Origin of the sequence: Streptomyces sp. NEAU-YJ-81, assembly GCF_017592595.1 — a bacterium.
Classification (GTDB): Bacteria; Actinomycetota; Actinomycetes; order Streptomycetales; family Streptomycetaceae; genus Streptomyces; species Streptomyces hygroscopicus_B.
The window spans coordinates 40,576-66,237 of the sequence record NZ_JAGFNO010000005.1 but is presented as its reverse complement, the minus strand read 5'-3'; the positions used below and the strand labels follow the sequence as shown (position 1 = coordinate 66,237).

Sequence of the window (25,662 nt, the reverse complement as noted above, 5' to 3'; positions counted from 1 at the left end):
CGGCGGATCGGAAGATCCGCTGGTCACGGGCCGGAGCCGGTGCGTCCTGTGGAACGGCGCTCAGTCGCGCGATGCGGATGCGGAGGACCGGTTCGCGGAGCCGTTGATCACGAACTGCGAGCCGGGCTCCTTCATCACGTCGCCCTCGGCCGAGTTGGTGATCGTCACGTTCGTCAGCGTGGCGCTGCCGCGCGCCCCGCTCATCGCGAGGATCCCGGACCCGTTGTTGGACTTGTCGATGGTGACGTTCTCGATCCGGACGCCGGGCATCGTGCCGCCGCCCGTCTTGAACTGGATGCCGTCGTAGGTGGAGTCATGGATGTCGGTGTCGCGGATCGTGACCCCCGGGATGTCCTGCCCCTGGGCGAACAGGGTGATCGCGCCGAACTCCTGCGCCTCGCCCCAGAACGCGCCGCCCGTGCGGTACAGGCCGTTGTTGGCGATGAGCGTCTGGCCCGAGAAGGGCAGCGGGTCGTGGTCCGTGGCCAGCATGATCCCCGGGTAGTTCATGGTGTCGGAGATCAGGTTGTTCTCGATCGTGTTGCCGTAGCCGCCGTAAACCGCGACGCCGTTGGCCCGCCAGGGCAGTTGGATCGTGTTGTTGCGGAAGTGGTTGTCGTGGCCGATGTCCGTCGAGGTGTCCTTCACGTACTTGTTGGCCCAGACGGCGAGCGAGTCGTCGCCGGTGTTGCGGAAGGAGGAGTTGTAGACGGTCGAATTGCGGGTGCCGTTGGTGAAGTTGACTCCGTCGGCATAGGTGTTGCGGATCCGTACGCCGCTGAACTCGAGGCCGTCACCGGGCCCCCACAGCGCGGGGATGTTGGAGTAGTCGCGGCCGACCCAGGCGCCGACGTTGGCGTGCTCGAGCCACACGTTGGCGATCTTGGTGTTCTTGCCGAAGCGGCCATTGAGCCCGACCCCTCCCTCGGCGCCGCCGTCGCCGCCGCGGATGGTGCCCGAGCCGAAGATGGCGATGTCGGAGATCTTGGTGTTGTCGTCGATGTCGAAGCCGAAGTTGCCCTCATGGGGGTGGTTGATGCCACCCGCTTCCTGGGGCGGGATGAGCGAGTAGAGCTGGGAGTGCCACATCCCGGCACCGCGGATGGTGACGTCCCGGATGCCCATCTGGTTGTACTGGCCCTGGTTCTGCGGGTCGTCGGTCAGGATCTTCTTCTCCTGGCGCCACTGGCCCGCGGGAATCCACACGCAGGGGATCTGGCCCTCCTGGTCCGCCGTGACGGCGCGCTGGATGGCGTCCGCGTCGTCGATGCCGTCGTTGGGCACGGCCCCGTAGTCGGTGATGGAGACGCAGTCGGCGGGCTTGGTGGCCGGTGCCGCCACCTGCTCCAGATCGACCAGGTCGATGATGTAGAAGGCCGCGTCGTCACCGGCATCCCGCTGGAGCCGGAACTTGGTACCCACCGGGTAGGAGTCGGTGAGCAGGGCGTGGGACTCGTCGAACAGCCGCCGGGCGTCGCCGCCGGGCCGATTGGTCAGGCCCTCCGGGTCGTCGGTCGTGCCGTAGAGCCAGCTGTGCTTGGAGGACAGGGTGAGTTTGCGGACGAACTTCCCGTCCGCGTAGAGGCTGATGGTCGCCTCCTTGCCGCCACCGGCTGCCGCGTCCGGGATGGAGTTGCGGACGACGATCGAGTTGGACGGGGTGGTGGAGGTGAACTCCACGTACTGACCGGTGGTGTCGAGCCGGACCGATTCACGCCCGGAGGACTCGGTGGCGAAGTTGGTGTGCCCGAAGGTGCGCTTGGCGTCCGTCTTCAGCAGGGTCCCGTCGTACCGGCCGTCCTCCGCCTCGTACTCGGTGTACGGCACGGCGGCGCCGCGTCCGACGACGAGGGAGCGGGCGAAGGTGTTGTTGTCCTCGTTGGTCTCGGCGACGGTGCCGGTGGCGTCGGCCGTCGCGGTGAGCGTCGCTCCCCCGTTGGTGGCGGTCCAGTCGCCGCTGATGGCCACGGTGGCCGTGCCACCGGCCGGGACGGTGCCCGCCGTGCCGTTCAGCGTGGTCTCGCCGACGGTGAGCCGGGTGACCGATCCGGCGGGCACCGCGCTCGTACCCCTGTTGTGCACCGCGACGGTGAAGGTGACCTTGGCGCCGACGGCCGGGCTGGAGGGGTTGGTGGTGATGCCGGTGACCTCCAGGTCCGGTCCGGGGGCCTGGCCGACGACCAGCTTCGAGGCGGCGTTGCGGCTGTTGTTGGTGTTGTCGAGCTCAGGGACCGTGTCGGTCGGATCGACGACGGCGGAGACGGTGTAGCTGCCCATGGCCCGCTTGCCGACCTTGACCGGCACCTTCAACGACGCGCCCGGCGCGAGCCCGTCGACCGCGCCACTGCCGGCGACCGTGCCCTCGAGGCTGACGTTCACCGTGGTCGCGGGCGCGGCGACCGTCCCGGCGTTGCGGACCGTCGCCTCGACGGTGACCGCGTCCGTCTCGGAGGGCGACTCGGGCGACCAGGAGAGATCGGTGACGGTCAGGTCGGGGGCGGGCGCGGCCGCGCCGACGACCTCGAACTCGGCGACCTGTCCCCCGCCGGCACCGGTGTTACCGGAGAATTGCAGCCGTACGTCCGCGTACCGGCCCGTGACCGGGATGGTCACCGTGTTCTTGTTCTGCGACGGGTTGAAGGTGTAGTCGGCCCGGTCCTTCAGCGAGGTGAAACCGGACTCCCCGGCCGGCCGTCCCAGCACCTGGATGCTCTGCGACCGGGTGCTCCAGACGGGATCGGGGTTGAGCTTGACGACGACGGCGGTCAGATCGGCGTCGGCGCCGAGCTTCGCGGTCAGCGTCGAGGACTGGCCGCTCGCCTCCCAGTAGGTGGCGGTGCTGCCGTCGTTGGCGTTGCTCGCGATGTAGTTCTGGGTGGTCGACGACGCCTCGATCGGCTTGCGCAGGGCCAGGTTGGTGCCCGCGGGCGGGTCCTCGGGGTTCTCCCCGCCGGCCTCCCCGCGCACCTCCACCTCGGAGAGCTGGGCGGCGTTCCAGCCCGTGTTGCCGGTCACCTGTACGCGCACGTACCGCGCCTCGGCCGTGAGGTCGAGCGCCACGGTGTTGCCGGACGACGGCGAGAAGTCCTTGCGCGCTTCGGCGACCACGGTGGTGAAGTTCTGGCCGTCGGCGCTGCCCTGGACTCTCACGCCCTGGGTGCGGGACTCCCACGACGCGGGGAGCTTCAGCACCACCTCGTCGATGTCCGCCTTGCTCCCGAGGTCGACCTGCACCCACTGCGGGAACGAGCCCGCGGGACCCTCCCAGTAGGAGGACTGGCTGCCGTCGGTGACATTGCTCGCCGGGTAGGAGCCGTGTGCCCCGCCGGCCGTCACCGGCCTGCCCAGCGCCAGGTTCGCTCCCTCCGCGGCATGGGTTCCCTCCGCGGCATGGGCTGTCACGGGCAGCAGCCCGACCGTGAGCAGACCCGCCGTCACAAGCCCGGCGGCTAACCGCCGACCGTGATGTCTTCTTCTCATGAGGCCCTCTCGATCCCTTCCCCTGAGCGCTCGCAACCGGCCCCGCCACCCGCCGCCCACAGACGCGCAGGATTTCTCGGGGCAGGGAGCACGCAGGCATGAGGGAGCGGTGCGCCTGGTGGACGATGACGGTGTTCAGCGGGCCCAGACGATGTCGCGGTGAAGAAGCCGAGCCAGCCGCAGTGCAAGAGTTGAGTAATTTCGTCTATCTTTTGCAGTGCCTTGACGACAGATTTCTACTGCCCATCGACTTTGTCAACGGCCTGGTACGGGGTAGTACTTGGCCGCTGAGTGCTTCAGTTGGCCGCCATCGCCGTGAGCGCTGCCTCCTCGGAGGCGGCGCGGCTACTCCTGCCACGTCCCGTCGCGCATGATGGCTCTCCCGCGTAGTTCCGGCTCGCCGCGCCAGGCGAGCACCGTCTTCGGCACCACGCGGACGTAGAGAAAGGGCCCCTCCTCCGCGCGCGGGTCCCACCCGAACTTGGCGGTGAATGCCTCGGCCGCGTCTCCGGGGACCTCCTGATCCGGGAAGCACTCCGCCTCCCCTTGGAGAAGCACCACATCGAAGGTGTCCGGCAGTGCCAGGCGCACGCGCGGCTCCTCGCGGACGTTCCGCGCCGTCACCGAAGTGGCGCTGGTGCACATCCAAACGGCCTGCCCATCCCACAGGAACCACAGCGGCACCTGGTGCGGTCCGCGCTCAGGATGCCCCGTCGACACCCATACATCCCGCTCGGCGACGAGCCGGTCCAGAGTGTCGCGCCTTCGCTCCGCCGCCTGGCGACGAACGATTCCCGTGGGATGCGTGGGGTGCGTGGAGTGAATGGGGTGCATGGGGTGCATGGGGTGCATGGGAGCCGACCCTAGCCAGCGGGCTCACAGCGCGCATGAGGCGCGAGACCTACTACCAGCGACCGGTGGCCGCGCCGAGATTCGGCAAGGTCGACGCCGATGTCGGATTCCTGCCGGAAATGACCACCCGGCAGTGTTTGGCTACCCGCATGACCGCCACGCAGCAGGCCAAAGCCCACCTCTTCCGCTCCCTGCACACCCTCGCCGGGCCCCTCGCGCTCGCCAACGCCTGGGACGTCGCAAGCGCTCGCGTCATCGAATCCGCGGGCGCTCCCGCGATCGCCACCACCAGCGCCGGCGTCGCCTGGTCGCTGGGCTCCCCGGACGGCGAGGCGCTCGCCCGCAACCAGGCACTGGAGACGATCTCCCGCATCACCGCCGCGGTCGCGGTTCCGGTCACCGCCGACATCGAGGCGGGTACGGGCAGGACGCGGCCGACGTCGCCGAGACCATCACCGGGGTGCTCGCGGCGGGCCGGGCGCCGTCGGCGTCAACATCGAAGACGGCACCAGGCCCCCGGGCGAGCTCGCGACGCGGCTGGCGGTCGCCCGGCGGACCGCTGACCGGGCGGGGGCGGATCTCTTCCTCAACGCCCGTATCGACACGTACCTGTTGGGGCTCGGGAACCCGGACACCCGACTTGAGGAAACCCTGTCCCGGGCGCACATGTATTTCGACGCCGGTGCGGACGGCATCTTCGTCCCCGGTGTCACCGACACCACCACGATCGCGGCGCTGGCCAAAGACATCTCGGGACCGCTGAACGTCATGGCCGGCCCCGGCGCCCCGACCGTCGCCGAGCTGGGCGCCCTCGGCGTGGCCCGCGTCAGCCTGGGCTCCGGCGTGGCGCAGGCCGCGTACGCTGCCGCTCGCCGCGCGGCGCAGGAGCTCTTCGACACCGGTGACTACGGCTCCCTCGTCGACGCGATCACCTTCCCCGAACTCAACGCGCTGCTCTCCGAACCCCGGTGTGCGGTCTCACGAGGTGGGTTGCGCCTCCGCGATCACCGCACCCGGCCTCCGGGGCGGCGAGGAAGTCGGCCACGCCACATCGTCGATCGCGAGCCACGGCGCGACGGCCACGGCCGTGGGCGTGAGCCCCGTGAACGCCTTCACCTCGCGGTGGAGGTGGGACTGGTCGACGTAGCCGGTCTCGGTGGCAACGTCGGCGGCGGCGTGACCCGCCGCGAGAAGGTGGGCCGCGTGGTCGAACCGCACCAGTCGTGCGGCGCGTTTGGGTGTGATGCCGAGCTGGCAGCGGAAGCGGGCCGACAGGCGCTTGCGGCTCCAGCCGACCTCCTCCGCCAGGCGCTCGACCCGCACCCGCCCCCGGGCGGTGAGCGTCCGCCGCCAGGCGTGGGCCACCTCCGGGTCGACCGGTGGGCGCGGGCCCAGCCATCGGCCGAGGATGTCCACCGCGATCGCGAACCGCTCGTCCCACGACGAGGCGGCACGCAGCCTGTCCTCGGCTCGCCAGGCGTCGGCGCCCCAGACATCATCGAGGGATTCCACCGTCCCGCTGAGCTCGGCCGACGGGCCGAGCACCGCGGCCGCCGCGACCGGCTCCAGCCGGATCTGGAGGCACTCGCCCACCCGGCCGCCTGCCCGCAGCTCGCCGGGGTGGAGCCCGACGACGACACTGCCGCGCCCATGCCTACCGTGTGCGTCGTAGACGAGGCCGTCTCCCTCGCTCAGGTCGAGCAGCAGGGTGACGGACGGGTGCGCCACCATGGCGATGTCCACCGCCGCGGGGACACGTTGGCGGAACCCGGCCATGCTGACCCCCGGCAGCCGACCGGACGGGCGCGGGACCGCGACGTCCACCGCTGCCCAGTCGAATGGTGTCCCCGCCGACATCACGCGACCAGTCTAGGTCTCAGGGCGTCACGGGCGGGGTGTCAACGCCCGTTGCCGCGAAGCCCAGCAGCAGGGTGCCGGTCGCGTCGGGCTCCTCGAGCATGGGCACATGCCCCACGCCGGGCAGCAGCTCGATGCGCGCGTCCGGCACCGCGTCGTACTGGTGCGCCGACGAGGGCTCCCAGCGGGGGTCGGCAGCACCGAAGATCACCAGTACGGGGACCTCGAGGGTGGCGAGACGCTCGGGCACGCTCCGCTCGGTGATGTACGCGGCGTTCCAGCGCAGCACGGTCCTGAGCGCGGGGTAGGTGATCCTCCGTATGTCGGCGACCAGGTCGTCCGGAACGTCCACCGGGCGGGCGCACGTCGCGCTGATTCCCCTGCGGATCGTCGCGTCCGAACGCCTCGGCCACAGCAGCGGGCCGAGGGGCGGGGCCAACAGCACCCGAAGGAGGAGCGGCTGCGGCAGGAGGGCGTCGAGACTCGGGCCGCTGCTGATCAGCGCGAGCGATCTGACCAGGTCAGGGCGGTGTTCGGCAAGCGCGGTGGCGACGTAGCCGCCGCTGGAGTGCCCGGCCACGACCACGGAACGGAGGCCGAGGCCATCGAGCAGCGCCGCCACCTGACCCGCCTGCGCGGGCACGTCATAGGACGCCGCGGGCGGGGACTGGCCGCAGCCCGGAAGGTCGACCCGAATGACGTGATGGTGGCGGGCGAGCGCCGGGACCACCGGGCCCCAGAAGCCGCCCGAGGCCCCCGATCCGTGGATGAGCAACAGTGGCGGTGCCTGCCGAGGGCCGTCGTGGACCACATGCATCCCGTGCGAGAGCTCAACGCTGTGTTCACTCATGCGGGGATGGTGCAGGGGCCGCCGACCGTCGGTCTTGTACATATGTCGTCGTGGCGGTGACGATGCCGAGTTCCCCGGCTGCGGCCGAGGTTGACACGAAGCCGCGGGCGGCCCGGCACCGGACGGGTCGGCTCTCCGTTCCCGCGGCCCGGAGCACGGTGTCGCCGGACTTGCCGTAGCTCGGTGGACCGGGGAGACCGGGGAGACCGCGGATGCCCGCCCGCGTGCGACGCCGCTCGGAGAAGGCGAGGCAGTAGGTGGCCGACAGGGCGAGCGCGGTCAGGGCGACTCCGGCCCAGCTGAGCCGGGTCACCGCCGCGGTGAGCGGCATCCAGGCGGTCAGCAGCCCGACGGCGACCGCGGGTGCCCCCGACCCCCAGTAGAACAGCAGGTACAGGGCGGCACCGGCCGGTGGCCGACGATATCCGCCGCCGGTCCGCACAGCAGCAGCGCCGGACCGCCGGCCAGCGCGAACGTCGCGAAGAGCAGGGTCATGACCAGGTCGTCGTAGCCGAAGAGACGCTGGTAATCGGGGTAGAGCGGGCTGGGGAGATAGGCGCCCGCCGTCAGGACCATCAGGGAGGCGAGGAAAATCAAACGATTCTCGGCGTCACCGTGCAAAATATTTTCATGATTGACTCCCGGCTCCGGATCCTCCAGATGGTCGCCGAGCACGGCTCGGTGACCGCCGCGGCACGGGCGCTGCACTACACCCCCTCCGCCGTCTCCTACCAGTTGCGCCGGCTCGCCGACGAGGTCGGAGCGGACCTGGTGGTGCAGCAAGGCCGCGGCATCCGCCTGACGAACGCGGCCCGCATCCTGCTGCGCCACGCGGAGCGCCTTCAGGAACAGTGGGAGCTCGCCCGAGCCGAGCTGGCCGCCGCCGGTACCGAGCCCACGGGACAGGTCACCCTGTGCGGGTTCTCCACCGCCGCCAGCCGTCTGCTGCCTCCCGCCGCGGCCGACCTGCGCGACGCCCATCCCCATCTCACGGTGCGGATCATCGAGGCCGAACCCGACCGCTGCTTCGACCTGCTGCTCTCGGAAGAAGCCGACCTCGCGCTGCTCGTCGTCACCGCCGATTCGCCGCCCATGACCGACGGGCGCTTCGACCAGCGGCCGCTGCTGGACGACCCGCTGGACCTGGTCGTCCCCCGGGACCACCCCCTGACCCGGCAGCGGCGGGTCACCCTGGCCGACGCCGCGCGCGAACCGTGGATCGTGGGCAACCCGGGCACGACCTACCACCAGTTGGTGCTCGCCGCCTGCATGAGCGCGGGCTTCACACCCCACATCGCGCACCACGCGGACGAGTGGGGCACCGGCACCGCCTTGGTGGCCCACGGCTTCGGCGTCATCCTCGTACCGCGCCTGGCGCAACTGAGCGAGGAATCGCTGGTGGCACGTCTCCCGCTGCACGGTGAACCGGCCCCGGCCCGCCGCATCATGTCCGTCACCCGCCGCGGAGCCGGCGAGATCCCCGTCCTCACCCACGCCGCGCGGACCATCACCGCGGCCGCCACGCGGTTGCTGCCCATGCACTGACTTCCCCACCTGGGAAGGGGGAGGAAGCACGCCTGTGCCCGCCGCGGCCGGGGCGAGAGTGAACTTTTTTGGATATCCGCGTGACGTAATCCGTCACGCCGCGCCTCGTCCGTTCATGCACGCCAGATCTGCGGGTGTTACGCCTTCGTGATGTGCGGGGTGCCGGATCGCCCGGCTGTGACCAGGAGCGATGCAGGATTCCATCATTGACGAGTGGAAAAGCGCTCATTAGCGTCCGCCCCATGACCCACCGAGCCCTCGTGGACACCATTGATGACCTGGACCGTTGCGTGATCGCGGCGCTCCAGCTCAACGGTCGTGCCCCGTGGTGCGCGGTGGCCCGTTGGGTGGGTACCAGCGAGACGACCGCCCAGCGGCGCTACAAGGCCCTGCGCGAGCGGGGAGTGCTGCGGGTCGTCGGCACGCTGGAGCTGGACCGCACCCGGGAGGGCTCGTCCATGCTCGTCCGGGTGCAGGCCAGGCCCGGTCGCGGGCTGGACCTCGCGGACCAGCTCGCCGTCAGCCCGGACGTGCGCTTCCTGGCCGTCGTCACCGGCGCCGCCGATCTCATCGTCGATTTCGTTGCCCGTGACAACGAGGAGATGATGCGGATGCTCTTCACCGACCTGCCCGGGGCCGACCTGATCACCAGCACCGAGGCGGTCGCCGTCATCCGTGCGTTCACCTCAGCGTCGATGTGGGACACCGGGCTGCTGCCCGCCGAGGCGGCCGCGGACCTGCGGCCCGCTTCTCTCGCGTCCTCCTGCGACCGCGACGACTGGGACGGGGCGCCAAAAGCGCTGACCGGTCTGGAGCAGGAGGTCGTGGCGGCTCTCAAGGAGGACGGCCGGGCCCAGGTCAGCGCCCTGGCCCGGCGCCTGGGCCACACCGAGGCCGGTATCGCACGGGCCATGGACCGGCTCATCTCCCGCGGCATCCTGCAGTTCCGGACTCTGGTCGAACCGGCCCTGCTCGGGTACGACGCGGAGTTCATGGTGTGGCTGTCGATCGAGCCCGACCGGCTCGAAGCGGCGGGGCGGCAGCTCGCGCGGCATCCGGGAACCAAGTTCCTGGGCGCGGCGACCGGGCGTTTCAACCTCGTCGGACACATGGTTCTGCCCCGTCGCACCGATCTGCTCCGCTACACCAGTGAGGTCATCGGGGCGCTGCCCGGGCTGATCGCCTCCGATGTGACGTTGCACCTCGCCACCCTGAAGTACTCCTGGCACCGGATGGTCCGCACCGTCTGAGTCCCCGGCCGGCCGCCGGGCACACCGCCCGGTCGCGGCCCGGCCATACCCTCATCCGCACTCATCCGCCCTGTTCCGCCCCGATCCTTGTGGAGATCACCATGCCCACAGACGACCTCGGCCTGCCCTCGGAGAGCTGGCGCTGGCCCGAGCCCACCTGGCGCGGCCACGTCGACGCGGTCCGCGCCGGGCGGCGGCTGGTCCCGGACCGCTGGCCCGGCGGTGCCCGCGTCGCGGTCGCCCTCTCCTTCGACGCCGACCACGAGACGATCCCGCTGCGCGACGGCGGGACCAGCCCCGGCCTGCTCGCCCAGGGTGAGTACGGAGCCCGCGCCGGGGCCCCGCGGATCCTGGACCTCCTCGCCCGCTACGGCGTCCCCGCGACCTTCTTCATGCCGGCCGTCTCCGCCCTCGTCCACCCCGAGGAGGCCCGCGCCTACACCCGTGACGGGCACGAGCTGGCCGTCCACGGCTGGATCCACGAGCGCAACATGCTGCTGGGCCGCGACGACGAGCGGGACCTCACGGCGCGTGCCCTGGACACCCTCACCACGCTGACCGGCCGGCGCCCGGTCGGCATCCGCACCCCGTCCTGGGACTTCTCGGACTCGACCCTCGACATCGTGCTCGAGCTGGGCTTCGCCTACGACTCTTCGCTCATGGCCGACGACGAGCCGTACGAGATCGTCGCCGACGGCCGGCCCACCGGCCTGGTGGAGATCCCCGTCGACTGGATCCGGGACGACGCCCCGTACTTCACGATGGACCGCTACGGCTCCGCCCGCCCGCACAGCCGTCCGCGCGACGTACGGGAGATCTGGACCGACGAGTTCGACGCCGCCTACCGGGACGGCGGGGTCTTCCAGCTCACCCTGCACCCGCATGTCATCGGTCACCGCTCGCGTCTGGTGGCGCTGCGGGAGCTTCTCGACCACATCGCCGCTCACCCCGGCGTCTGGTACGCCACGCACGCCGAGCTCGCCGGCACGGCCCGCGACGTGCTGCACGGCCGGACCACAGCCGGCTCCGCCGCCGACACTCCGGAGCACACACCATGAACACCGGATCCGCCACGCCCACCGGCCCCCTGCGCCAGGACGGGGCCGTCCCCGCCACGCCCCGGCTGAGCGGCGCCCAGCGCAAGGCCATCGTCGCCGGGACCATCGGCAACACCGTCGAATGGGTCGACTGGGCCCTGTACTCCATCTTCGCCAAGATCATCGCCGATGAGTTCTTCCCGAAGAGCGACGGCGCGGTGGCCCTGCTGTCCACGCTCGCCGTCTTCGCCGTCGGGTTCGTGATGCGCCCGGTCGGTGCCGCCGTCCTCGGCGCCTACGCCGACCGCCACGGGCGCAAGAAGGGCATGACCCTCACGGTCGGCCTGATGGCCGCCGCCGGCTTCGTCATCGCGATCACCCCCTCCTACGAGACCATCGGCATCGCCTCGCCGCTGCTCCTGCTGGTCGCCCGGCTGGTGCAGGGCTTCTCCGCCGGTGGCGAGTTCGGCTCGTCCTCCGCGTTCCTCGTCGAATCGGCGGCCCGTGGCAGGCGCGCGTTCGCCGGGTCCTGGCAGCAGGTGTCGGTCGCCGGCGGGGTGCTCGTCGCCTCCCTCCTGGGCACACTCGCCACCTCGGCACTGAGCGAGGACGCCCTGCACTCCTGGGGCTGGCGTGTGGCGTTCATCCTCGGTGGCCTGCTCGGACTGGTCGGCCTGTGGCTGCGGGTCTCGGTGGCGGACACCGACTCCTTCGCCCAGGTCCAGGGCTCCGGCCGCACCCGCACCAATCCCGTCAAGGCCATGTTCGTGGAGCACCCCGGGGCCGCCCTGCGCGTCGCCGGTATCACGGTGGCGGGCACCCTCACCTACTACATCTGGGTCAACTACCTTCCCACGTACGCGAATCTGACCACCGGCATCCCGCTGAAGACCGCGCTGCTGTCCCAGACGCTGTGTCTGGTCGTCTTCGTCATCGCGTTGCCGTTCGTGGGCGTGGTCTCGGACCGGCTGGGACGCAAGCCGACCATGGCGGGGTTCGCGGGCGGCTTCGTCGTCCTGGCCTGGCCCCTGCTGCATCTGCTGAGCAACAGTTTCCTCAGCCTGTTCCTGGTCCAGCTCGTCGGCATGCTGCTGATCCTCGGCTACTCCGCCAACTGCGCCGTCATCATGGCCGAGCAGTTCCCACCGGAGGTGCGCGCCACCGGTATCGCCCTGCCGTACGCCCTGGCCGTCGCGCTCTTCGGCGGCACCGCGCCCTATCTGACGACGTGGATGCACGAGAGCGGCCACAGCGACCTGCTGTGGATCTACGTATCGGCGGCCTCACTGATCTCCCTCGTGGTCTACCTCACGATGCCGGAGACCAAGGACAAGGAGTTCAGCTGATGACCCACGTCCTCGTCACCGGCGCCGCGGGCGGCATCGGCGGGGCGATCGCCGAGGAGTTCGCCGCCCAGGGCGCGTTCCTCACCCTCGTCGACCACGACCTCGCCGCGCTCCAGCGGACCGGGGCACGGGTCGGAACCCGTACCGCACCACGGGCCGCGGACCTGACCGACCCCGACGTGCCCACCGCCGTCGTCGAGGCGGCCTGGGCAGAACACGGCCCCATCGACATCCTCGTCAACGCGGCGGGCGTCTACCCCTCCCTCGACATGGCCGACGTGGACGCGATGGCCTGGGACCGGCTGTTCGCCGTCAACCTGCGCGCCCCGGTCCTGGCCACCGCCGCCTTCGCCCGGCTCGCCATCCGCCATGGACGGCCCGGTGCGGTCGTCAACATCTCCTCCGGCTCCGCGCTGCGCGCCCGCCCCGGCGGAGGCCCGTACGCGAGCTCGAAGGCCGCCCTGGAGATGGCCACCCGCGCCGCCGCGCTGGAACTGGGCACGCACGGCATCCGCGTCAACGCGGTCAGCCCCGGTTTCATCCCGGTGGACAGCGACTGCAACCCCGTCTCCGCCCAGTACGCCGAGGCCATCGGCGCCAACCCACTGGGCCGCCCGGGAACGCCACAGGACATCGCCCGGGCGGTGCGCTGGCTCACCGGCCCCGACGCCACCTGGATCACCGGCGAGGTGTTGCGGGTGGACGGCGGATCCAGCACGGGCGCCCTGCACCTGCCCCGGATCTGGCAGCCCGACGACACCCGCGCCACTGCGCCCGCCCCGGTGCCGACGACCGCGACCGCCGCGACCACGACCACGACCACCGCGACCACCGCGACCACGACCACGGAAGAAGGACAAACAACCCGATGAACGACGCCCAGCCGGTCAGGCCCGGATACACCGTCGTCGGCGCGGGAGCGATCGGCGGCACCCTCGCCTTCGCCCTCGCCCGGGCCGGCCACCCGGTCACCGTCGTGGACACCGACCGCGCCCACGTGGACGCCATCCGCACCCGCGGACTCGTCGTCGCCCGCGGCGGCACCCGCGAGAGCGTGCCGGTCACCGCCACGACCCCGGACGAGTTCACCGGTACCCTCACTCGCGTACTGCTGGCCGTGAAGGCGCAGGCCACCGGCACCGCGCTGGACTGGATCGCGCCCCGCCTGGCCCCGGACGGCTACGTCGTCTCCCTGCAGAACGGCTTCAACGAGTCCCTGATCGCCGAGCGTCTGGGGGCCGCCCGCACCGTAGCGGCCTTCGTGAACATCTTCGCCGACGTCATCGAACCGGGCGTCATCCTGGACGGCGGCGCCGGAGCCCTCGTCATCGGCGAGCCCGACGGCGCGCCGGTCAGCCCGAGGGTCCGGGACCTGGTGGCCCATCTGCAGAGCTGGGGCCCGGCCGTGGCCAGCGACAACGTCGAGGGATACCTGTGGGCCAAGGCCGGGTTCGGCGCCATGCTCGCCGCCACCGCCCTCGCGGACGCCCCCATGGCCGACCTCATCGACCGGCACCGTCCCGCCATGGCCACGCTCACCGGCGAGATCTTCGCCGTATCCGACCGCCTCGGCATCACCCTGGAAGCGTTCGACGCCTTCGAGCCGCACCCCTTCCGGCAAGGGACGGACCCAGCCGCGCAAAACGCCGCCTTCGACCGTCTCACCGCATGGCTGCGCACCCAGACGAAGGACCGCAGCGGTATCTGGCGCGACCTCGCGGTGCGCCACCGGCCCGTGGAAGCCCCCACGCACTACACCGAGGTCTTCCACCACGCGGCGCGCGAAGGTCTGCCGACCACCCTGCTGCACACGGTCGTGACCGGCCTGCGCCAACTGGAAGGTGCCGCGCAGGACATGTCGGAGTCACGGCTGGACGAACTGGACCACCTCGCTCAGGCCCCCGCACCCTCGCTCCCGCTCGACTCGGAACAGGCCGAAGCGGTGCGGCAGTGGCTCGACGCCCACCGGGAGGACATGGTCGCCGACCTCGCCGCCTACACCTCCCAGGGCAGCGCCAGCGACGACCTGAACGCCCTGGACAGCTCCCTCGGCTGGCTGCGCGACTGGCTCGACCGGCGCCTCGGCGCACCGGACGCCGAGGAGACCCTCGCGCGCGAGGAGGCCGGAGACATCCTCGTCCGCCGCTACGCCGCCCGGGACACCACCACCCAGGACCACCGCCCCGTCCTTCTCCTCGGGCACTACGACACCGTCTGGCCGACCGGCACCCTCGACACCTGGCCCTTCCGGCGGGACGGCGACCACATCAGCGGCCCCGGCGTCTTCGACATGAAGGCCGGCCTCGTCCAAGCGGTGTGGGCACTGCGCGCCCTGGACTCCCTCGATCTGCCCCGCCCGGCCTGCACCTTGATGCTCAACGGCGACGAGGAGACCGGCAGTCTCGCCTCCCGTGACGCCATCGTCGACGAGGCACGGGACAGCCGGCTCGCCATGGTCTTCGAGGCCGCCGCCGACGGCGCGATCAAGACAGCCCGCAAGGGCGTCGGACTCTTCACCGTCACGGTCACCGGCGTCGAGGCCCACGCCGGTCTGGACCCCACCGCCGGAGCCAGCGCCGTGGACGAACTCGCTCACCAGATCCTGCGTCTGACGGACCTGCGCGCCCCGGACGCGGGCACCTCGCTGAACGTGGGGGTGGTGGAGGGAGGCACCCGCAGCAACGTCACGGCGGGGCACGCCGTCGGCCGCATCGACGTCCGCGTCGCCACCGCCGCCGAACAAAAACGCCTCGGAGACGCCCTCGCCGCGGTGCGTCCCGTCGACCCACGGACCCGCGTGGAGGTCACCGGAGGCTGGAACCGCCCGGTGTTCGAACGCACGGAGGGCGTCGCCGCCCTCGCCGAGCTGGCACGCCGGTGCGCCGCGCTGCTCGGACACGACCTGCCCGAGGCGTCGGTCGGCGGAGCCAGCGACGGCAACTTCGTCGTGGCCCAGGGCACACCGGTCCTGGACGGTATCGGCGCGGTGGGCTCGGGCGCACACGCCCGCTCGGAGAACACCTCGGTGCCGGGCATGGTCACCCGTGCGGCGCTGGCCGCCACCGTGCTGGCGGCGCTGGCAAGGGAATGAACCCCCTGCCCCGCGCGACCCGGCAGGACTTCAACCGCGTGCCTTACAATTCCCCGGCCACTGGCGAAAAATGAGCGGTCGAACGCATGGGCCGCAGGGGCGAGGAGGAATCGCGATGGCAACGGGGGGATGGGGTCTGCCGAACGGCCCCGGGCAGGGAGGCAATCACTGGGGGCCGCCGCCGGCACCCGGTCCGCACGGGCCGCCGCCGACACCGGATCCGTACGGGCCGCCGCCACCGAACCCCTATGGGCCCCCACCCCCGCCGCCCGGGCCCTACCGGCCCGCGCCCAGGGGTCGGCGGGGGTACCGGCGGGTGCCCTTCCTCTTCTTGATCGTCCCCTTGGCCCGCTCGGTGCACCGGGCCGCGCGCCGACTGTTCGACCAGGACGGCGGCGGGCGCGTGCACGATCCCGTGGTCAACCGCGTCCAGATCACCCGCACGGCGATCGGCGTCCTCGCGACGATCGCGCTCTACTACGTGTACGGGTCGGACGACGGCCTGGAGGGCAAGGCCAACGAGAGCGTCGCCCAACTCATCCTGACCCCGGTCCTGCTGATCATCGCCGGACCGGTGGTGATCGCCCTCTTCATCCGCTACGCGCCCGCGGAGCGGCGGCGGTTGCTGCGCACCCGGCTCAGCGTCCCGTTCAAGACCGTCGGCTGGTACGTCCTGACCGTGGCCGTCCTCGCCGGCTCGATTTACCTGATCTTGGGCACCACGCTGCTGCACGGGCTGCACGGGGTATGGCTGTTCGTGGCCGCCGTCCCGGCGCTCTGGTTCGTGGTGTGGCTGCTGCCGTTCTTCTTCCTGGCCTCGGCCTACGTCGCGCGCTCCGCCTTCAACACCGCCTATGTGCACGCCGCGCTGCCGGCCGTGATCACCATGGTGATCGTCTGGGTGACCGCCGTCTTCAACGTGACCGGGAGCGGTATGCCGGGCGGGCCGCTGTGGGTTCAATTCTGCTCCCTGTTCGGCGGTCCGCTCTCGGTGACCGGGCTCTCCCTGTGGGAGCTGCGCCGACTGCGCACGCGCCACGGCGTGACCATACGCGGCTGAGGCACCCCACCATTTCCGGTATCGCGGCGGTCGTACCGTGGGCCACCAGGCGCTCCGCCGCGTTGCTCGGGAATCGACGGCGGACGTGGGTGGTAGCAGCCTGTTCCGTACCCTGGCGGCATGCGCATGCGCCCCACTTTGAGCTGGACCCCCGTCGAGGACCTGCCGCCGGGCACCACGGACCTGGAGCCGGTCGCCGACGCACTGAGCACCGGCGGGGTGCTGGTGCTCAGCGGGGCGGGCATCTCCACGGAGTCGGGCATCCCCGACTACCGGGGCGAGGGCGGGAGCCTGAGCCGGCATACCCCGATGACCTACCAGGACTTCACCGGCGGCGCCCAGGCCCGGCGCCGGTACTGGGCCCGCAGCCACCTCGGCTGGCGCACCTTCGGCCGCGCCCGTCCCAACCTCGGGCACCAGGCCGTGGCCACTTTCGCGCGGCACGGCCTGCTCTCGGGTGTGATCACCCAGAACGTCGACGGCCTCCACCAGGCCGCCGGCAGCGAGGGCGTCGTGGAACTCCACGGAAGCCTGGACCGGGTCGTCTGCCTCGGCTGCGGCGCCAGCAGCCCGCGCCGCGAGCTGGCCCGGCGGCTGGAGGAGGCCAATGTGGGCTTCGCGCCGGTGGCCGCCGGAATCAACCCGGACGGTGACGCCGACCTCACGGACGAGCAGGTCGGGGACTTCCGCGTGGTGCCCTGTACGGTCTGCGGCGGCATCCTCAAACCGGACGTGGTGTTCTTCGGCGAAGCCGTTCCGCCGCGGCGGGTCGAGCACTGCCGGGAGCTGGTCCGCGAAGCCACGTCACTGCTGGTCCTGGGATCTTCACTGACGGTGATGTCCGGGCTCCGGTTCGTCCGCCAGGCGGCCAAGGCCGGGAAGCCGGTGCTGATCGTCAACCTGGCCCCGACCCGGGGCGACCAGCACGCCGTCATCCGGGTCGCCCTCCCGCTGGGAACAGCCCTCACCGCCGTGGCCGACCGACTGGGCGTCCCAGGGCCGGCACAGACCTGACGCGGATCCGGCACCTTTGCGGCCCTGGCTATTCCGCCGGGCGAATCCAGGTCCGGGCGAGTTCCGCGACCCAGGTGGCCGCCGCGTCGGGAGCGGGCGGAGGAGCGCCGACGACGACCAGTTCGGTGACGCCCGCCGCGCCGAGTGCGGGGAGGTGCTCCGGGGTGCCGTCGCTCAGCGCGACGGCGACCGTGAGCTCGTCAAAAGCGCGACCGTGGCGGGCGCACTCGTCGGCGAGAACGGCGATACGCGCCGCGACGTCGGCCACCGGGACGTTGAAGCCGTACCAGCCGTCGGCGAGCGTGACCGCCCGGCGCAAGGCGGCGTCGCTGTTGCCGCCGACCACGACCGGGAGCCGACCGCCACGCAGCGGCTTCGGGTTGACCCGGATCGCGTCGAAGCGGGTGAACTCCCCCGCGTAGGAGGCCGGATCGGCCGCCCACAGAGCGCGCATCGCGGCAAGGTACTCCTCGGCGCGCCGCCCGCGTCCCGCGAACGGGACTCCGAGCGCCGCGAATTCCTCGGCCGACCAGCCGACCCCGGCCCCGAGACTGAACCGCCCGGCGGAGAGCACATCGAGTGTGGCGGCCTGCTTGGCGACCAGGACCGGGTTGTGCTCAGGCAGCAGGAGTACGCCGGTGGCGAGCTCGATGCCGCTGGTGACCGCCGCCGCGAAGGTCAGGGCGAGCAGCGGGTCCAGCCAGTCCGCGTCCGCGGGCACGGCGATCCGGCCGTCCGCGGAGTAGGGGTCTTCAACTGCTGGCCCTCGAAGTCGGGTAAGTGAGCGTAACCATGCATAAGTGAGTGTCGTTGTCAGGGCGTGAATCTCACGGAATGGGCGAAGAAGCAGGGTGTACATCCGCAGACCGCGTATCGCTGGTTCCGTGAAGGGACGCTGCCGGTGCCGGCTGAGCGGGTCGGCCCGCGCACGATCCTTGTGAACGTGGGGGCCAATGCCGCGCCCGAGGCAGTCGGCGGGCTGGGTCTGTATGCCCGCGTCTCCTCGCACGATCAGAAGGGCGATCTGAAGCGTCAGGTCGCCCGGCTGGCCCGGTGGGCTGCCACTGCGGGCCACCGGGTAGTGCGGGTGGAGTCAGAGATCGCCTCCGGCATGAACGGTGCTCGTTCCAAGGCCAGGCGGCTGCTTGCCGATCCGGCCGTGCAGGCGGTGGTGGTGGAGCACAAGGACCGCCTCGGTCGCATGAACGTCGAGCTGGTTGAGGCCACCCTGTCCGCTGCCGGGCGCCGCCTGATCGTGCTGGACGACGGCGAGGTCGAGGACGACCTGGTACGGGACATGGTGGAGGTGCTGACCTCTTTCTGTGCCCGCCTGTACGGGCGCCGGTCGGCGAAGAACCGGGCCCGCAAGGCCCTTGAGGCCGCCGAACATGGCTGACCTCCGTTCGATCGATCCGCCGTTTGTTGCTCCCGGGCCGTGCGGTGTTGCGATCCGCACCAGCCTGGGGCGCCTCACCAGCGAGGATGACAAGGTGCTGCGCTTGGTCGGCGCGCACCTCGGTTCCCTCGCCTCGAAAGACCTGGGGCGCAGGTGCGCTGACGGGCTGGAGCACTCCACGGACACGTGGGCCCAGCGGAAGCGGGCCCTGACGCAGGAGTCGTCGTCGCGGTGGGCCGGGTCGATCACGAAGGCCAGCCATGATCAGTGGGCGCTGGCCCGCCGCGCTCAGCTTGCTCACATCCACGGGCTGGAAGCGGGCATCAGGACGATCGCACACCGGCTGTCACTGCCGGTCGGGCAGAAGGGCACCAAGCGGGCTCCGGGCGGCTACCGCAGCGCACAGGAGCGGTTCGCCAAGACACGGCGCCTGCACGTGCTTCAGGACCGGCTGACCACTGAGCGGGCCGACCGTGAGGCCGGGCGTGTCCGGGTAACACGAGGCGGCAGACGACTGCTCAACACCCGCCACAACCTGGTTAAAGCGCAGCTCACCGCCGAGCAGTGGCGCCGACGCTGGGAGGCCGAACGCTGGTTCCTCGCCGCCGAGGGGGAGTCGGGCAAGCGGTTCGGTAACGAGACGATCCGCGTCACGCCGGACGGCGAGGTCAGCATCAAGCTGCCCGCGCCGCTGGCGTATCTGGCCAACAGCAACCACGGCCGGTATGTCCTGGCCTCCCGTGTGGTCTTCCGGCACCGGGGCGATGAGTGGGCCGACCGCGTCGGCGCGAACCGGGCGGTGGCCTACCGCATCCACCACGACGTGCCCCGGGGCCGCTGGTATGTCACCGCGTCCTGGACGACCCCGCCGGCTCTGACCGTGCCCCTGGCCCAAGCCCGCACCGGTGGTCTGATCGGCGTGGACACCAACACCGACCACCTGGCCGCGTGGCGGCTGGACGAGCACGGAAACCCGGTGGGCCGGCCGCGCTGCTTCTTCTACGACCTGTCCGGCAGCGCGAACCACCGGGACGCCCAGGTACGGCACGCCCTCACCCGGCTCCTGCACTGGGCCGCACGGCGCAACCTGTCCATCGCGGTCGAAGACCTCGACTTCACCGCCGAGAAAACCCGGGAGAAGCACGGCCGCCGCAAGCGGTTCCGCAAGCTCATCTCCGGCATGCCCGTCGCCAGGCTCCGCGCCCGGCTCGTCAGTATGGCCGCCGAACTCGGCATCACCGTCGTGGCCGTCGATCCGGCGTACACCTCCCGCTGGGGTGCCGAGCACTGGCAGAAGCCCCTCACCTCGAAGACTCGCAAGACCACCCGCCACGACAGCGCTGCCGTGGCGATCGGACGACGCGCCCTCGGGCACCGTATCCGGCGACGGACGGCACCGCCCCACGACGACCAGAGCGATCGTCGTGGGCATCGGACCGCCCAGGCCGGGCACGGCACCCGGGGGCGTGAGGAACCCCGCCCCCGCATTCCCGGACCACGCACAGGATGCATGCCGCCGGACGCGGAGCGAACGCGGGCGACCAGTGCATCCACAACCGTTCGGGATGCGCCAGATATGCAGGTTTGGGTCCAAGACTCACTCCTGCTCACTGATTAGGAACGGTAGCGAGAGGCGGGCGCGTCCACGAGCACCACGTGCTCGCCGCACCAGAGCCTCGCGAAGCCGTGCGTCTCGGCGGCTGCGGCCACCGCACGGATCACCTCGGGACGGGCGCCGTCACCGATACCGAGCGCGTGCAACCCCACTCGCATGCTCCACCTCCGGGCGTCACCTTAAGCACGAGGCGCGGACGCACCCGGGTGACGTGGCACGCGGCGCCCGCGCGCGGCGAGGCATGTCATCCGGACGAGCGAAGGCTTTCCTCGATGCCGTCTGGGGGCAGCCTTGAGCATGTCTACGGGGGGGTAACCCCAGCCACTGCCCTGAGGGCAGCACATCGGCATGTCAGGGGGACGACCGGATGGGCCGATCCCCTCTCCGCTGGTGGGATGGTCGCAGACCACCGGCTCCGGGGGCGAAACAGCCGCGGGCCACAGCCTGAGCGGTCCCCGAACGCGCGGGCAACCCGAACAGAAAGGGGCTCACCATGCATGTGCCGGGAAGGCGCCGGCGGGGCCAACTCGTCCTGACCGGCCTGGCCGCGGTCCTCCTCGCCGCCTCGACCGGACCGGCGGCGGCGAAGCCGCGGCAGGCCGATCCGCTCCAACAGCGGGTGGACGCGGTCCACGACACCGGGGCCGTCGGTGTGCTCGCCGAAGTGACGTCACCGGACAGACGTGACAGCGCGCGCGCCGGGACGGCCAAGGTGGGCACCGGGAGGCCGATGCCACGCAACGGCGGTTTCCGGATCGGCAGCGCCACCAAGACCTTCACCGCCACCGTCGTGCTGCAACTCGTCGGCGAGGGCCGCATATCCCTGGAGGACACCGTCGAGCAGTGGTTACCCGGAGTGGTCCAGGGCAACGACAACGACGGCAGCCGGATCACCGTGCGGCAGCTGCTGCAGCACACCAGCGGCATCCATGACGTCCTGCCGGAGATACCCGCGTTGAACAGCGCGGAGGGCTATCGGGCCGAGCGGTTCCGCAGCTACACCCCCGAGGAGTTGGTGGGGCTGGCAATGAAGCACCGGCCCAACTTCCCGCCGGGCGACGACTGGTCGTACTCCAACACCAACTACGTTCTCGCCGCGATGATCATCCACGAGGTCACCGGCCGGAGCTGGGCACAGGAGGTGAACGACCGGATCATCCGCCCGCTGGGCCTGAGGGACACCAGTACGCCGGGCGCCTCCCCGTCCATCCCGGGCCCGCACGCCCACAGCTACGCCGCGTTCGGCACCCACACCAGCATCGACGTCACGGCGCTCAATCCGAGCATGGCCGCCGGCTCCGGCTCGATCATCAGCACCACGCACGACCTGAACCGGTTCTACACCGCACTGCTCGGCGGCCGTCTGCTGGCTCCGGCACAGCTCGACGAGATGACGACCACCAAGCCCGCGCCCGAGCTGGGCGTCAGGTACGGACTCGGTCTGGGCGAGATCCCGTTGTCCTGTGGCGGCAGCTACTTCGGCCACCCGGGCGAACTGCTCGGCTATCACACCTGGGGTGGCGTCACCCGCGACGGCACCCGGACCGCCGTGGTGTACGTCACCAGCGACGGAGGCGACGACACCCAGCAGGCCATGAGCACACTCGTGGACCAGGAACTGTGCCGGACCCGCCCCTGAGAGGGCGGAATGCGAGTCTCTGTTGATTCGTCTTTGAGTCGGGATCAGGTGTGCTGATCAGCGGCATGCCAAGAGATCACTAGTGGTACAGGGTGAACAAACCGGGCTCGGGCTCGATGGTCAGCCCGTGGCCGACCAGGCGCTTGAGTTTGAGCGCATGCCCTCGATGTTCTTCGGCTCCATGCCGAGGTCCAGCGCCGTGCACAGGTCGCGGGCGCGCCGCGGTTTACCGGCGTCGGCGAGGACCGCGAGGATGTGCTGGTGGACGGGGTTCTCGGGCAGGCCCCTCGTGCGTGTGTGCTCGTCCGCGTTCTGATCGAGGGCGAGGACGACTTTGCGGGCGGTGGCGAGTCGGCCAGCTCGGCCTCCATCTCGCGCACGCGTCCGTTGGGCTGCTCGATCGGGGTGCGCGCCGTCTCGGCCTCGGCTGCTACGGGCTGCTCGCGTTCGGTGATCTTCTCCAGAGTCGATCTCGCCATCACCGTGCCCTTCTATGCTCCGCGCCAGGTCGGGGCCGCCGCGCCCGTCAGCCTGCGTGCCATGACGGCGGTTATGACCCAGTACACGCGTGATTCGGAGGATGCCGGATTCGACTCGTAGACATCGATGCCCAGACCTGCGCCGTGCTCGACCACGGTGGTCTTGAATCCCTGGTCCACCAGGGCCTTCTCGACCGTGGCGGTCCGCGCAGCGATTTTGGTCAGCAGCGCGGTGCCGACCTGGTTGTCGTACCCGCTCACGGCCGTCACTACCACCGCGATGATCAGGCCCATGATGTCGATGGCGATCCCGCGTTTGCGGCCCGCACCGGGCCAACTCATCGACGCCACCGGCGGCTTCCGCCTGTAGGCGATATCCCTCCGGGGACACAGGAGACATCCGAGTCGCGACATGGTCGACACACAACGAGAGCCCGGCCGGTGGCCGGGCTCTCGGAGGTGCGGTGGCTTCAGCTGCAGGCGAGGGTCGCTTCCGGAGGTCAGATGCCGAGTTGTCGCTGTACGGCCTGGGCGTCGATGAGGTAGTTCATCTCGTAGAAGCGTCCGTCACGCACCTTGTGGAAGGAGTACTCGGCGTACTCGATCGTTTCGCCGGTCGGAGCGACGCCGAACCACTCCTTCGCGGGGGTGCCCTTGTTGAACAGACGGGCTGCGACGCGGTCACCGTCGATGGCTACGTCCCGTACCCGCCAGGTGAAGTCCGGCACCGCGTCGCCGTGCCCCTTCAGCTCCGCGATGACGTCGTCCCGCGTGACCGGCCGGCCGTTCTCGGTGAGCTCGTCATGAATGAACTCGGTCATCCGGTCGAACTCATGGGCGTTGAGCGCCTCGATGTAACGCTCGAAGACTTCGCGTACTTCCTTCTCGGACATGCTGACCTCTCTGCCGCCCCGAACCGCGGGGCGTGTATTCGGACGATGATCGACCTGCGACGACGCCCTTCCACCAACTCGCCGTGGTGACTGCCGTCGTGGGTAGGAACTGAGAGTACAAGCTTTCTATTCCGATCGGTATAGAAGTCGTGCGGGTCACCACTCGGGAGTACGCTGCACACATGGCTGGTTCGCGGAGCGTCGTCATGGGTCGGCCTCGAGAATTCGATATCGACGAGGCGCTCGAGCGCGCCATGCAGGTGTTCTGGGAACGGGGATACGAGGGGGTCAGCCTCACCGATCTGACCAAGGCCATGGGCATCACGAAGCCAAGCCTGTACGCGGCCTTCGGCAACAAAGAGGAGCTGTTCCGCAAAGCTCTGGAGCGCTACACCGAGGGTCCGGCCGACTACGGGACGCGCGCCCTGGAGGAGCCGACCGCGCGAGGCGTGGCCGAGGCGATTCTCCGCGGAGCGGTTCGGACCACGACGCGTCCCGGAGGCCCTGCGGGATGCCTGGTCGTGCAGGGCGCGCTGGCGTCGAGCGATGCGGGTCGGCCCGCGCACGACATGCTGGTCGAGTGGCGGAACGATTCGGGTCTACGCCTTGAGGAGCGCTTCCAGCGGGCCGTCGACGAGGGCGATCTTCCGCGCGACGCCGACCCCCGACAGCTCGCCCGATATGTCATGACGGTGACGTTCGGCATCGCCGTCCAGGCCGCCGGCGGCCTCGGCCGCGACGAACTCCAGGACATCGCCGACATGGCACTGGAGCGCTGGCTGCCGTAGCGGGCGGGCGGCGGACGCGCACGGGGCGTTCCGGCTAGCACTACATAGCTAGGTCTGAATGATCTGGAGGCGCAGGCGCCGCTTGAAGTGGTGTCTGCGTGCGTCGGCTTGATGGCCGCGACGGAGGGCGGACCAGTAGAGTCCAAGGTCAACGACCTCATCGTCTTTGCCGATCAGGTTGAACAAGCGGCACTCAAGCGCCTGGTCGGTCACGGGCTGACCATCGAGCCCGAGCCCGGTTTGTTCACCCTGCACCACCAGTGATCTCTTGGCATGCCGCTGATCAGCACACCTGATCCCGACTCAAAGACGAATCAGACAGAGACTCGCATTCCGCCCTCTGATACTCCGGTCCGGTCCGCGATCCACGTGCGGGCCTGGTCGTCGAGACGCCGCCGGCAGTGGCCACCTCGGGCCACTGCCGGTGGCGCCTGCGCCGGTGTGAGCAGCGCGGCAGGGCGGCCGGACAGACGGGGGCGAAGGTGGCGGCGAGCGAGTGGCGGATCCCTGGAACGGTCAAACGCGATATGCCGATGCCAGCAGGTCCAGTGACGCACCTGACAGTCGTAGACCGACCTGCCCCTTGGCGGCCTGGAAGCACTTCCGCCCTATCGGATATCGCTGGACCTGCTCGGAGAGTTCATTGAGGCGAGCCTGACCGGACCCCTTCTCGCGCATCGGTCGACATCCGAGGCGGGCTAGGCGGGGTGCCCGGTGCCGCGGAGCAGAGGCGGACTGAGCAGCCATGCATTCCCTCGGCGGTAGAGGCCGGCCGGGCGCCCGGTGGGGGGCAGCCGCCGCTCCCCCGTGGGCTGCACGAAACCCACGGTGTTGAGCACTTTGCGGCGGAAGTTGCTCGGGTCCAGATACTGCCCCCAGATCACTTCGTAGACGGTGCGCAGCTCGCTCAGGGTGAACGACTCTCCACAGAAGGCCGTGGCGACCGCGGTGTACTCGAGCTTTCTGCGGATCTCCTCCAAGGCGTCCGCGAGGATGATCGAATGGTCAAACGCCAACTCCTGCACCCCCGCCCCATTTGTTAGCTGTGACACGGGAGCCCAGTAGGCGCACTTGGCATCGGTACCGCCCACAGGGGTGGGAAGTTCTGGACCCAGCGCGAGATAAGCGATCGTGACCACCCTTCCTCTCGGATCACGTCGAGGATCTCCGTAGGCACCGAGCTGTTCCAGATGCAGCCGACTGCCGTCGATCCCGGCCTCCTCCCAGAGTTCACGCAACGCCCCCTCGCGCAAGGTCTCGCTCTTCTGGACGTAGCCGCCGGGCAGCGCGGGCCGACCGAGGAAGGGCTCCACCCCACGCTCGATCAGGAGCACCATCAGCTGATCGCCTCTGACGGTGAAGATCGCCAGGTCCACGGTCACCCACGATGCCTCCACCTCAGTGGAGTCTTTCAGCCAGTCATCCACCAGAACCCCTAAAGGTCACATTGACTTAAAAGTCGTCGAGACT

Annotated in this window: 24 protein-coding genes and 1 pseudogene; 14 read left to right on the top strand and 11 right to left on the bottom strand. The window is 70.4% G+C overall.

Going from position 1 to position 25,662, the window contains the following annotated elements; translation table 11 throughout:
• Positions 1–60: 60 nt before the first annotated feature.
• Both J5X86_RS13865 and J5X86_RS13860 read right to left on the bottom strand, forming a co-directional pair.
• Positions 61–3,480, bottom strand: a complete 3,420-nt coding sequence (locus tag J5X86_RS13865; protein WP_208517073.1) for a CARDB domain-containing protein — start codon at positions 3,478–3,480, stop codon at positions 61–63.
• A gap of 345 nt (positions 3,481–3,825) precedes the next feature.
• Positions 3,826–4,323, bottom strand: a complete 498-nt coding sequence (locus J5X86_RS13860) for a pyridoxamine 5'-phosphate oxidase family protein (protein ID WP_243980347.1) — start codon at positions 4,321–4,323, stop codon at positions 3,826–3,828.
• A gap of 158 nt (positions 4,324–4,481) precedes the next feature.
• On the opposite strand from J5X86_RS13860, the pseudogene J5X86_RS13855 reads away from it, so the two are divergent.
• Positions 4,482–5,292, top strand: a pseudogene (locus J5X86_RS13855) (isocitrate lyase/phosphoenolpyruvate mutase family protein); the annotation flags it as partial.
• An 18-nt stretch (positions 5,293–5,310) separates the two neighbouring features.
• Here J5X86_RS13855 and J5X86_RS13850 read toward each other — a convergent pair.
• Genes J5X86_RS13850 through J5X86_RS13835 form a run of 4 tightly spaced genes read right to left on the bottom strand, consistent with a single transcriptional unit; the run spans position 5,311 to position 7,636 of the window.
• Complete coding sequence (locus J5X86_RS13850) at positions 5,311–6,189, bottom strand: AraC family transcriptional regulator (RefSeq protein ID WP_208517499.1); 879 nt, start codon at positions 6,187–6,189, stop codon at positions 5,311–5,313.
• Positions 6,190–6,208: 19 nt separating this feature from the next.
• A complete protein-coding gene (locus J5X86_RS13845; protein ID WP_243980345.1) occupies positions 6,209–7,039 on the bottom strand; it encodes an alpha/beta fold hydrolase in 831 nt (276 codons plus the stop codon).
• On the bottom strand, positions 7,032–7,370 hold the full coding sequence (locus J5X86_RS13840) for a hypothetical protein (protein ID WP_208517072.1): 339 nt from the start codon (positions 7,368–7,370) through the stop codon (positions 7,032–7,034). The genes J5X86_RS13845 and J5X86_RS13840 overlap by 8 nt, the downstream gene beginning before the upstream one ends.
• 8 nt (positions 7,371–7,378) lie before the next feature.
• On the bottom strand, positions 7,379–7,636 hold the full coding sequence (locus J5X86_RS13835; RefSeq protein WP_243980342.1) for an MFS transporter: 258 nt from the start codon (positions 7,634–7,636) through the stop codon (positions 7,379–7,381).
• Positions 7,637–7,669: 33 nt separating this feature from the next.
• On the opposite strand from J5X86_RS13835, the gene J5X86_RS13830 reads away from it, so the two are divergent.
• From J5X86_RS13830 to J5X86_RS13795, 8 genes are all read left to right on the top strand, one after another.
• Entirely contained in the window at positions 7,670–8,584 is a 915-nt protein-coding gene (locus J5X86_RS13830) for a LysR family transcriptional regulator (RefSeq protein WP_208517071.1), read from the top strand.
• Between the two features lie 242 nt (positions 8,585–8,826).
• A complete protein-coding gene (locus tag J5X86_RS13825; protein ID WP_208517070.1) occupies positions 8,827–9,834 on the top strand; it encodes an Lrp/AsnC family transcriptional regulator in 1,008 nt (335 codons plus the stop codon).
• 101 nt (positions 9,835–9,935) lie between these two features.
• Positions 9,936–10,892, top strand: coding sequence for a polysaccharide deacetylase (locus J5X86_RS13820; RefSeq protein ID WP_208517069.1), 957 nt, complete (start codon positions 9,936–9,938; stop codon positions 10,890–10,892).
• Positions 10,889–12,217: an MFS transporter gene (locus tag J5X86_RS13815; RefSeq protein ID WP_208517068.1), complete on the top strand. Its 1,329-nt coding sequence runs from the start codon at positions 10,889–10,891 to the stop codon at positions 12,215–12,217. Before J5X86_RS13820 ends, J5X86_RS13815 begins: the two co-directional genes overlap by 4 nt.
• Positions 12,217–13,089 carry an SDR family NAD(P)-dependent oxidoreductase gene (locus J5X86_RS13810; RefSeq protein WP_208517067.1) on the top strand — a complete coding sequence of 291 codons (873 nt, stop codon included), beginning with the start codon at positions 12,217–12,219 and terminating at the stop codon, positions 13,087–13,089. The genes J5X86_RS13815 and J5X86_RS13810 overlap by 1 nt, the downstream gene beginning before the upstream one ends.
• Positions 13,086–15,308, top strand: coding sequence for a M20/M25/M40 family metallo-hydrolase (locus J5X86_RS13805; RefSeq protein ID WP_208517066.1), 2,223 nt, complete (start codon positions 13,086–13,088; stop codon positions 15,306–15,308). The genes J5X86_RS13810 and J5X86_RS13805 overlap by 4 nt, the downstream gene beginning before the upstream one ends.
• 316 nt (positions 15,309–15,624) lie before the next feature.
• A complete protein-coding gene (locus J5X86_RS13800; RefSeq protein ID WP_308124549.1) occupies positions 15,625–16,368 on the top strand; it encodes a hypothetical protein in 744 nt (247 codons plus the stop codon).
• Positions 16,369–16,488: 120 nt separating this feature from the next.
• Positions 16,489–17,382 (top strand): NAD-dependent protein deacetylase, encoded by an 894-nt coding sequence (locus J5X86_RS13795; RefSeq protein WP_208517064.1) that lies wholly within the window; start codon positions 16,489–16,491, stop codon positions 17,380–17,382.
• Positions 17,383–17,410: 28 nt separating this feature from the next.
• Here the strand turns inward: J5X86_RS13795 and J5X86_RS13790 are convergent, their stop codons facing one another.
• The gene (locus J5X86_RS13790; protein ID WP_243980340.1) at positions 17,411–18,241 is read right to left on the bottom strand and encodes a TIGR03619 family F420-dependent LLM class oxidoreductase; all 831 of its coding nucleotides are present in this window, start codon (positions 18,239–18,241) and stop codon (positions 17,411–17,413) included.
• Here J5X86_RS13790 and J5X86_RS13785 point away from each other — a divergent pair.
• Positions 18,203–18,778 (top strand): IS607 family transposase, encoded by a 576-nt coding sequence (locus J5X86_RS13785; protein WP_208517063.1) that lies wholly within the window; start codon positions 18,203–18,205, stop codon positions 18,776–18,778. The two genes, J5X86_RS13790 and J5X86_RS13785, sit on opposite strands and share 39 nt — an antisense overlap.
• Positions 18,771–20,396 (top strand): IS200/IS605 family accessory protein TnpB-related protein, encoded by a 1,626-nt coding sequence (locus J5X86_RS13780; protein WP_208517062.1) that lies wholly within the window; start codon positions 18,771–18,773, stop codon positions 20,394–20,396. Before J5X86_RS13785 ends, J5X86_RS13780 begins: the two co-directional genes overlap by 8 nt.
• On the opposite strand, the gene J5X86_RS13775 is transcribed toward J5X86_RS13780, so the two are convergent.
• Entirely contained in the window at positions 20,393–20,551 is a 159-nt protein-coding gene (locus J5X86_RS13775; protein ID WP_243980338.1) for a hypothetical protein, read from the bottom strand. The two genes, J5X86_RS13780 and J5X86_RS13775, sit on opposite strands and share 4 nt — an antisense overlap.
• Positions 20,552–20,886: 335 nt before the next feature.
• Here J5X86_RS13775 and J5X86_RS13770 point away from each other — a divergent pair, with 335 nt between their 5' ends.
• On the top strand, positions 20,887–22,032 hold the full coding sequence (locus tag J5X86_RS13770; RefSeq protein ID WP_208517061.1) for a serine hydrolase: 1,146 nt from the start codon (positions 20,887–20,889) through the stop codon (positions 22,030–22,032).
• Positions 22,033–22,523: 491 nt separating this feature from the next.
• On the opposite strand, the gene J5X86_RS13765 is transcribed toward J5X86_RS13770, so the two are convergent.
• Together J5X86_RS13765 and J5X86_RS13760 are read right to left on the bottom strand one after the other, a co-directional pair.
• A complete protein-coding gene (locus J5X86_RS13765) occupies positions 22,524–22,853 on the bottom strand; it encodes a hypothetical protein (RefSeq protein WP_208517060.1) in 330 nt (109 codons plus the stop codon).
• 158 nt (positions 22,854–23,011) lie between these two features.
• Positions 23,012–23,404: an ester cyclase gene (locus J5X86_RS13760; protein ID WP_208517059.1), complete on the bottom strand. Its 393-nt coding sequence runs from the start codon at positions 23,402–23,404 to the stop codon at positions 23,012–23,014.
• A 182-nt stretch (positions 23,405–23,586) separates the two neighbouring features.
• Between J5X86_RS13760 and J5X86_RS13755 the strand changes: the two genes are divergently transcribed.
• Positions 23,587–24,192 carry a TetR/AcrR family transcriptional regulator gene (locus tag J5X86_RS13755; RefSeq protein WP_208517058.1) on the top strand — a complete coding sequence of 202 codons (606 nt, stop codon included), beginning with the start codon at positions 23,587–23,589 and terminating at the stop codon, positions 24,190–24,192.
• A gap of 111 nt (positions 24,193–24,303) precedes the next feature.
• Positions 24,304–24,456: a hypothetical protein gene (locus tag J5X86_RS13750; protein WP_208517057.1), complete on the top strand. Its 153-nt coding sequence runs from the start codon at positions 24,304–24,306 to the stop codon at positions 24,454–24,456.
• A gap of 434 nt (positions 24,457–24,890) precedes the next feature.
• Here J5X86_RS13750 and J5X86_RS13745 read toward each other — a convergent pair whose 3' ends face one another.
• Positions 24,891–25,619 carry an NUDIX domain-containing protein gene (locus J5X86_RS13745; protein WP_208517056.1) on the bottom strand — a complete coding sequence of 243 codons (729 nt, stop codon included), beginning with the start codon at positions 25,617–25,619 and terminating at the stop codon, positions 24,891–24,893.
• Positions 25,620–25,662 lie beyond the last annotated feature (43 nt).

What these genes read in the sequence shown, in the direction of transcription:
- J5X86_RS13860 (WP_243980347.1), bottom strand. Translation starts at nt 4,323, where the DNA reads ATGCACCCCATGCACCCCATTCACTCCACGCACCCCACGCATCCCACG.
- J5X86_RS13755 (WP_208517058.1), top strand. Translation starts at nt 23,587, where the DNA reads ATGGCTGGTTCGCGGAGCGTCGTCATGGGTCGGCCTCGAGAATTCGAT.
- J5X86_RS13765 (WP_208517060.1), bottom strand. Translation starts at nt 22,853, where the DNA reads ATGAGTTGGCCCGGTGCGGGCCGCAAACGCGGGATCGCCATCGACATC.
- J5X86_RS13790 (WP_243980340.1), bottom strand. Translation starts at nt 18,241, where the DNA reads ATGTACACCCTGCTTCTTCGCCCATTCCGTGAGATTCACGCCCTGACA.
- J5X86_RS13815 (WP_208517068.1), top strand. Translation starts at nt 10,889, where the DNA reads ATGAACACCGGATCCGCCACGCCCACCGGCCCCCTGCGCCAGGACGGG.
- J5X86_RS13750 (WP_208517057.1), top strand. Translation starts at nt 24,304, where the DNA reads ATGGCCGCGACGGAGGGCGGACCAGTAGAGTCCAAGGTCAACGACCTC.
- J5X86_RS13820 (WP_208517069.1), top strand. Translation starts at nt 9,936, where the DNA reads ATGCCCACAGACGACCTCGGCCTGCCCTCGGAGAGCTGGCGCTGGCCC.
- J5X86_RS13840 (WP_208517072.1), bottom strand. Translation starts at nt 7,370, where the DNA reads ATGCCGCTCACCGCGGCGGTGACCCGGCTCAGCTGGGCCGGAGTCGCC.
- J5X86_RS13845 (WP_243980345.1), bottom strand. Translation starts at nt 7,039, where the DNA reads ATGAGTGAACACAGCGTTGAGCTCTCGCACGGGATGCATGTGGTCCAC.
- J5X86_RS13760 (WP_208517059.1), bottom strand. Translation starts at nt 23,404, where the DNA reads ATGTCCGAGAAGGAAGTACGCGAAGTCTTCGAGCGTTACATCGAGGCG.
- J5X86_RS13830 (WP_208517071.1), top strand. Translation starts at nt 7,670, where the DNA reads ATGATTGACTCCCGGCTCCGGATCCTCCAGATGGTCGCCGAGCACGGC.
- J5X86_RS13850 (WP_208517499.1), bottom strand. Translation starts at nt 6,189, where the DNA reads ATGTCGGCGGGGACACCATTCGACTGGGCAGCGGTGGACGTCGCGGTC.
- J5X86_RS13795 (WP_208517064.1), top strand. Translation starts at nt 16,489, where the DNA reads ATGCGCATGCGCCCCACTTTGAGCTGGACCCCCGTCGAGGACCTGCCG.
- J5X86_RS13865 (WP_208517073.1), bottom strand. Translation starts at nt 3,480, where the DNA reads ATGAGAAGAAGACATCACGGTCGGCGGTTAGCCGCCGGGCTTGTGACG.
- J5X86_RS13805 (WP_208517066.1), top strand. Translation starts at nt 13,086, where the DNA reads ATGAACGACGCCCAGCCGGTCAGGCCCGGATACACCGTCGTCGGCGCG.
- J5X86_RS13775 (WP_243980338.1), bottom strand. Translation starts at nt 20,551, where the DNA reads ATGCGAGTGGGGTTGCACGCGCTCGGTATCGGTGACGGCGCCCGTCCC.
- J5X86_RS13770 (WP_208517061.1), top strand. Translation starts at nt 20,887, where the DNA reads ATGCATGTGCCGGGAAGGCGCCGGCGGGGCCAACTCGTCCTGACCGGC.
- J5X86_RS13780 (WP_208517062.1), top strand. Translation starts at nt 18,771, where the DNA reads ATGGCTGACCTCCGTTCGATCGATCCGCCGTTTGTTGCTCCCGGGCCG.
- J5X86_RS13825 (WP_208517070.1), top strand. Translation starts at nt 8,827, where the DNA reads ATGACCCACCGAGCCCTCGTGGACACCATTGATGACCTGGACCGTTGC.
- J5X86_RS13810 (WP_208517067.1), top strand. Translation starts at nt 12,217, where the DNA reads ATGACCCACGTCCTCGTCACCGGCGCCGCGGGCGGCATCGGCGGGGCG.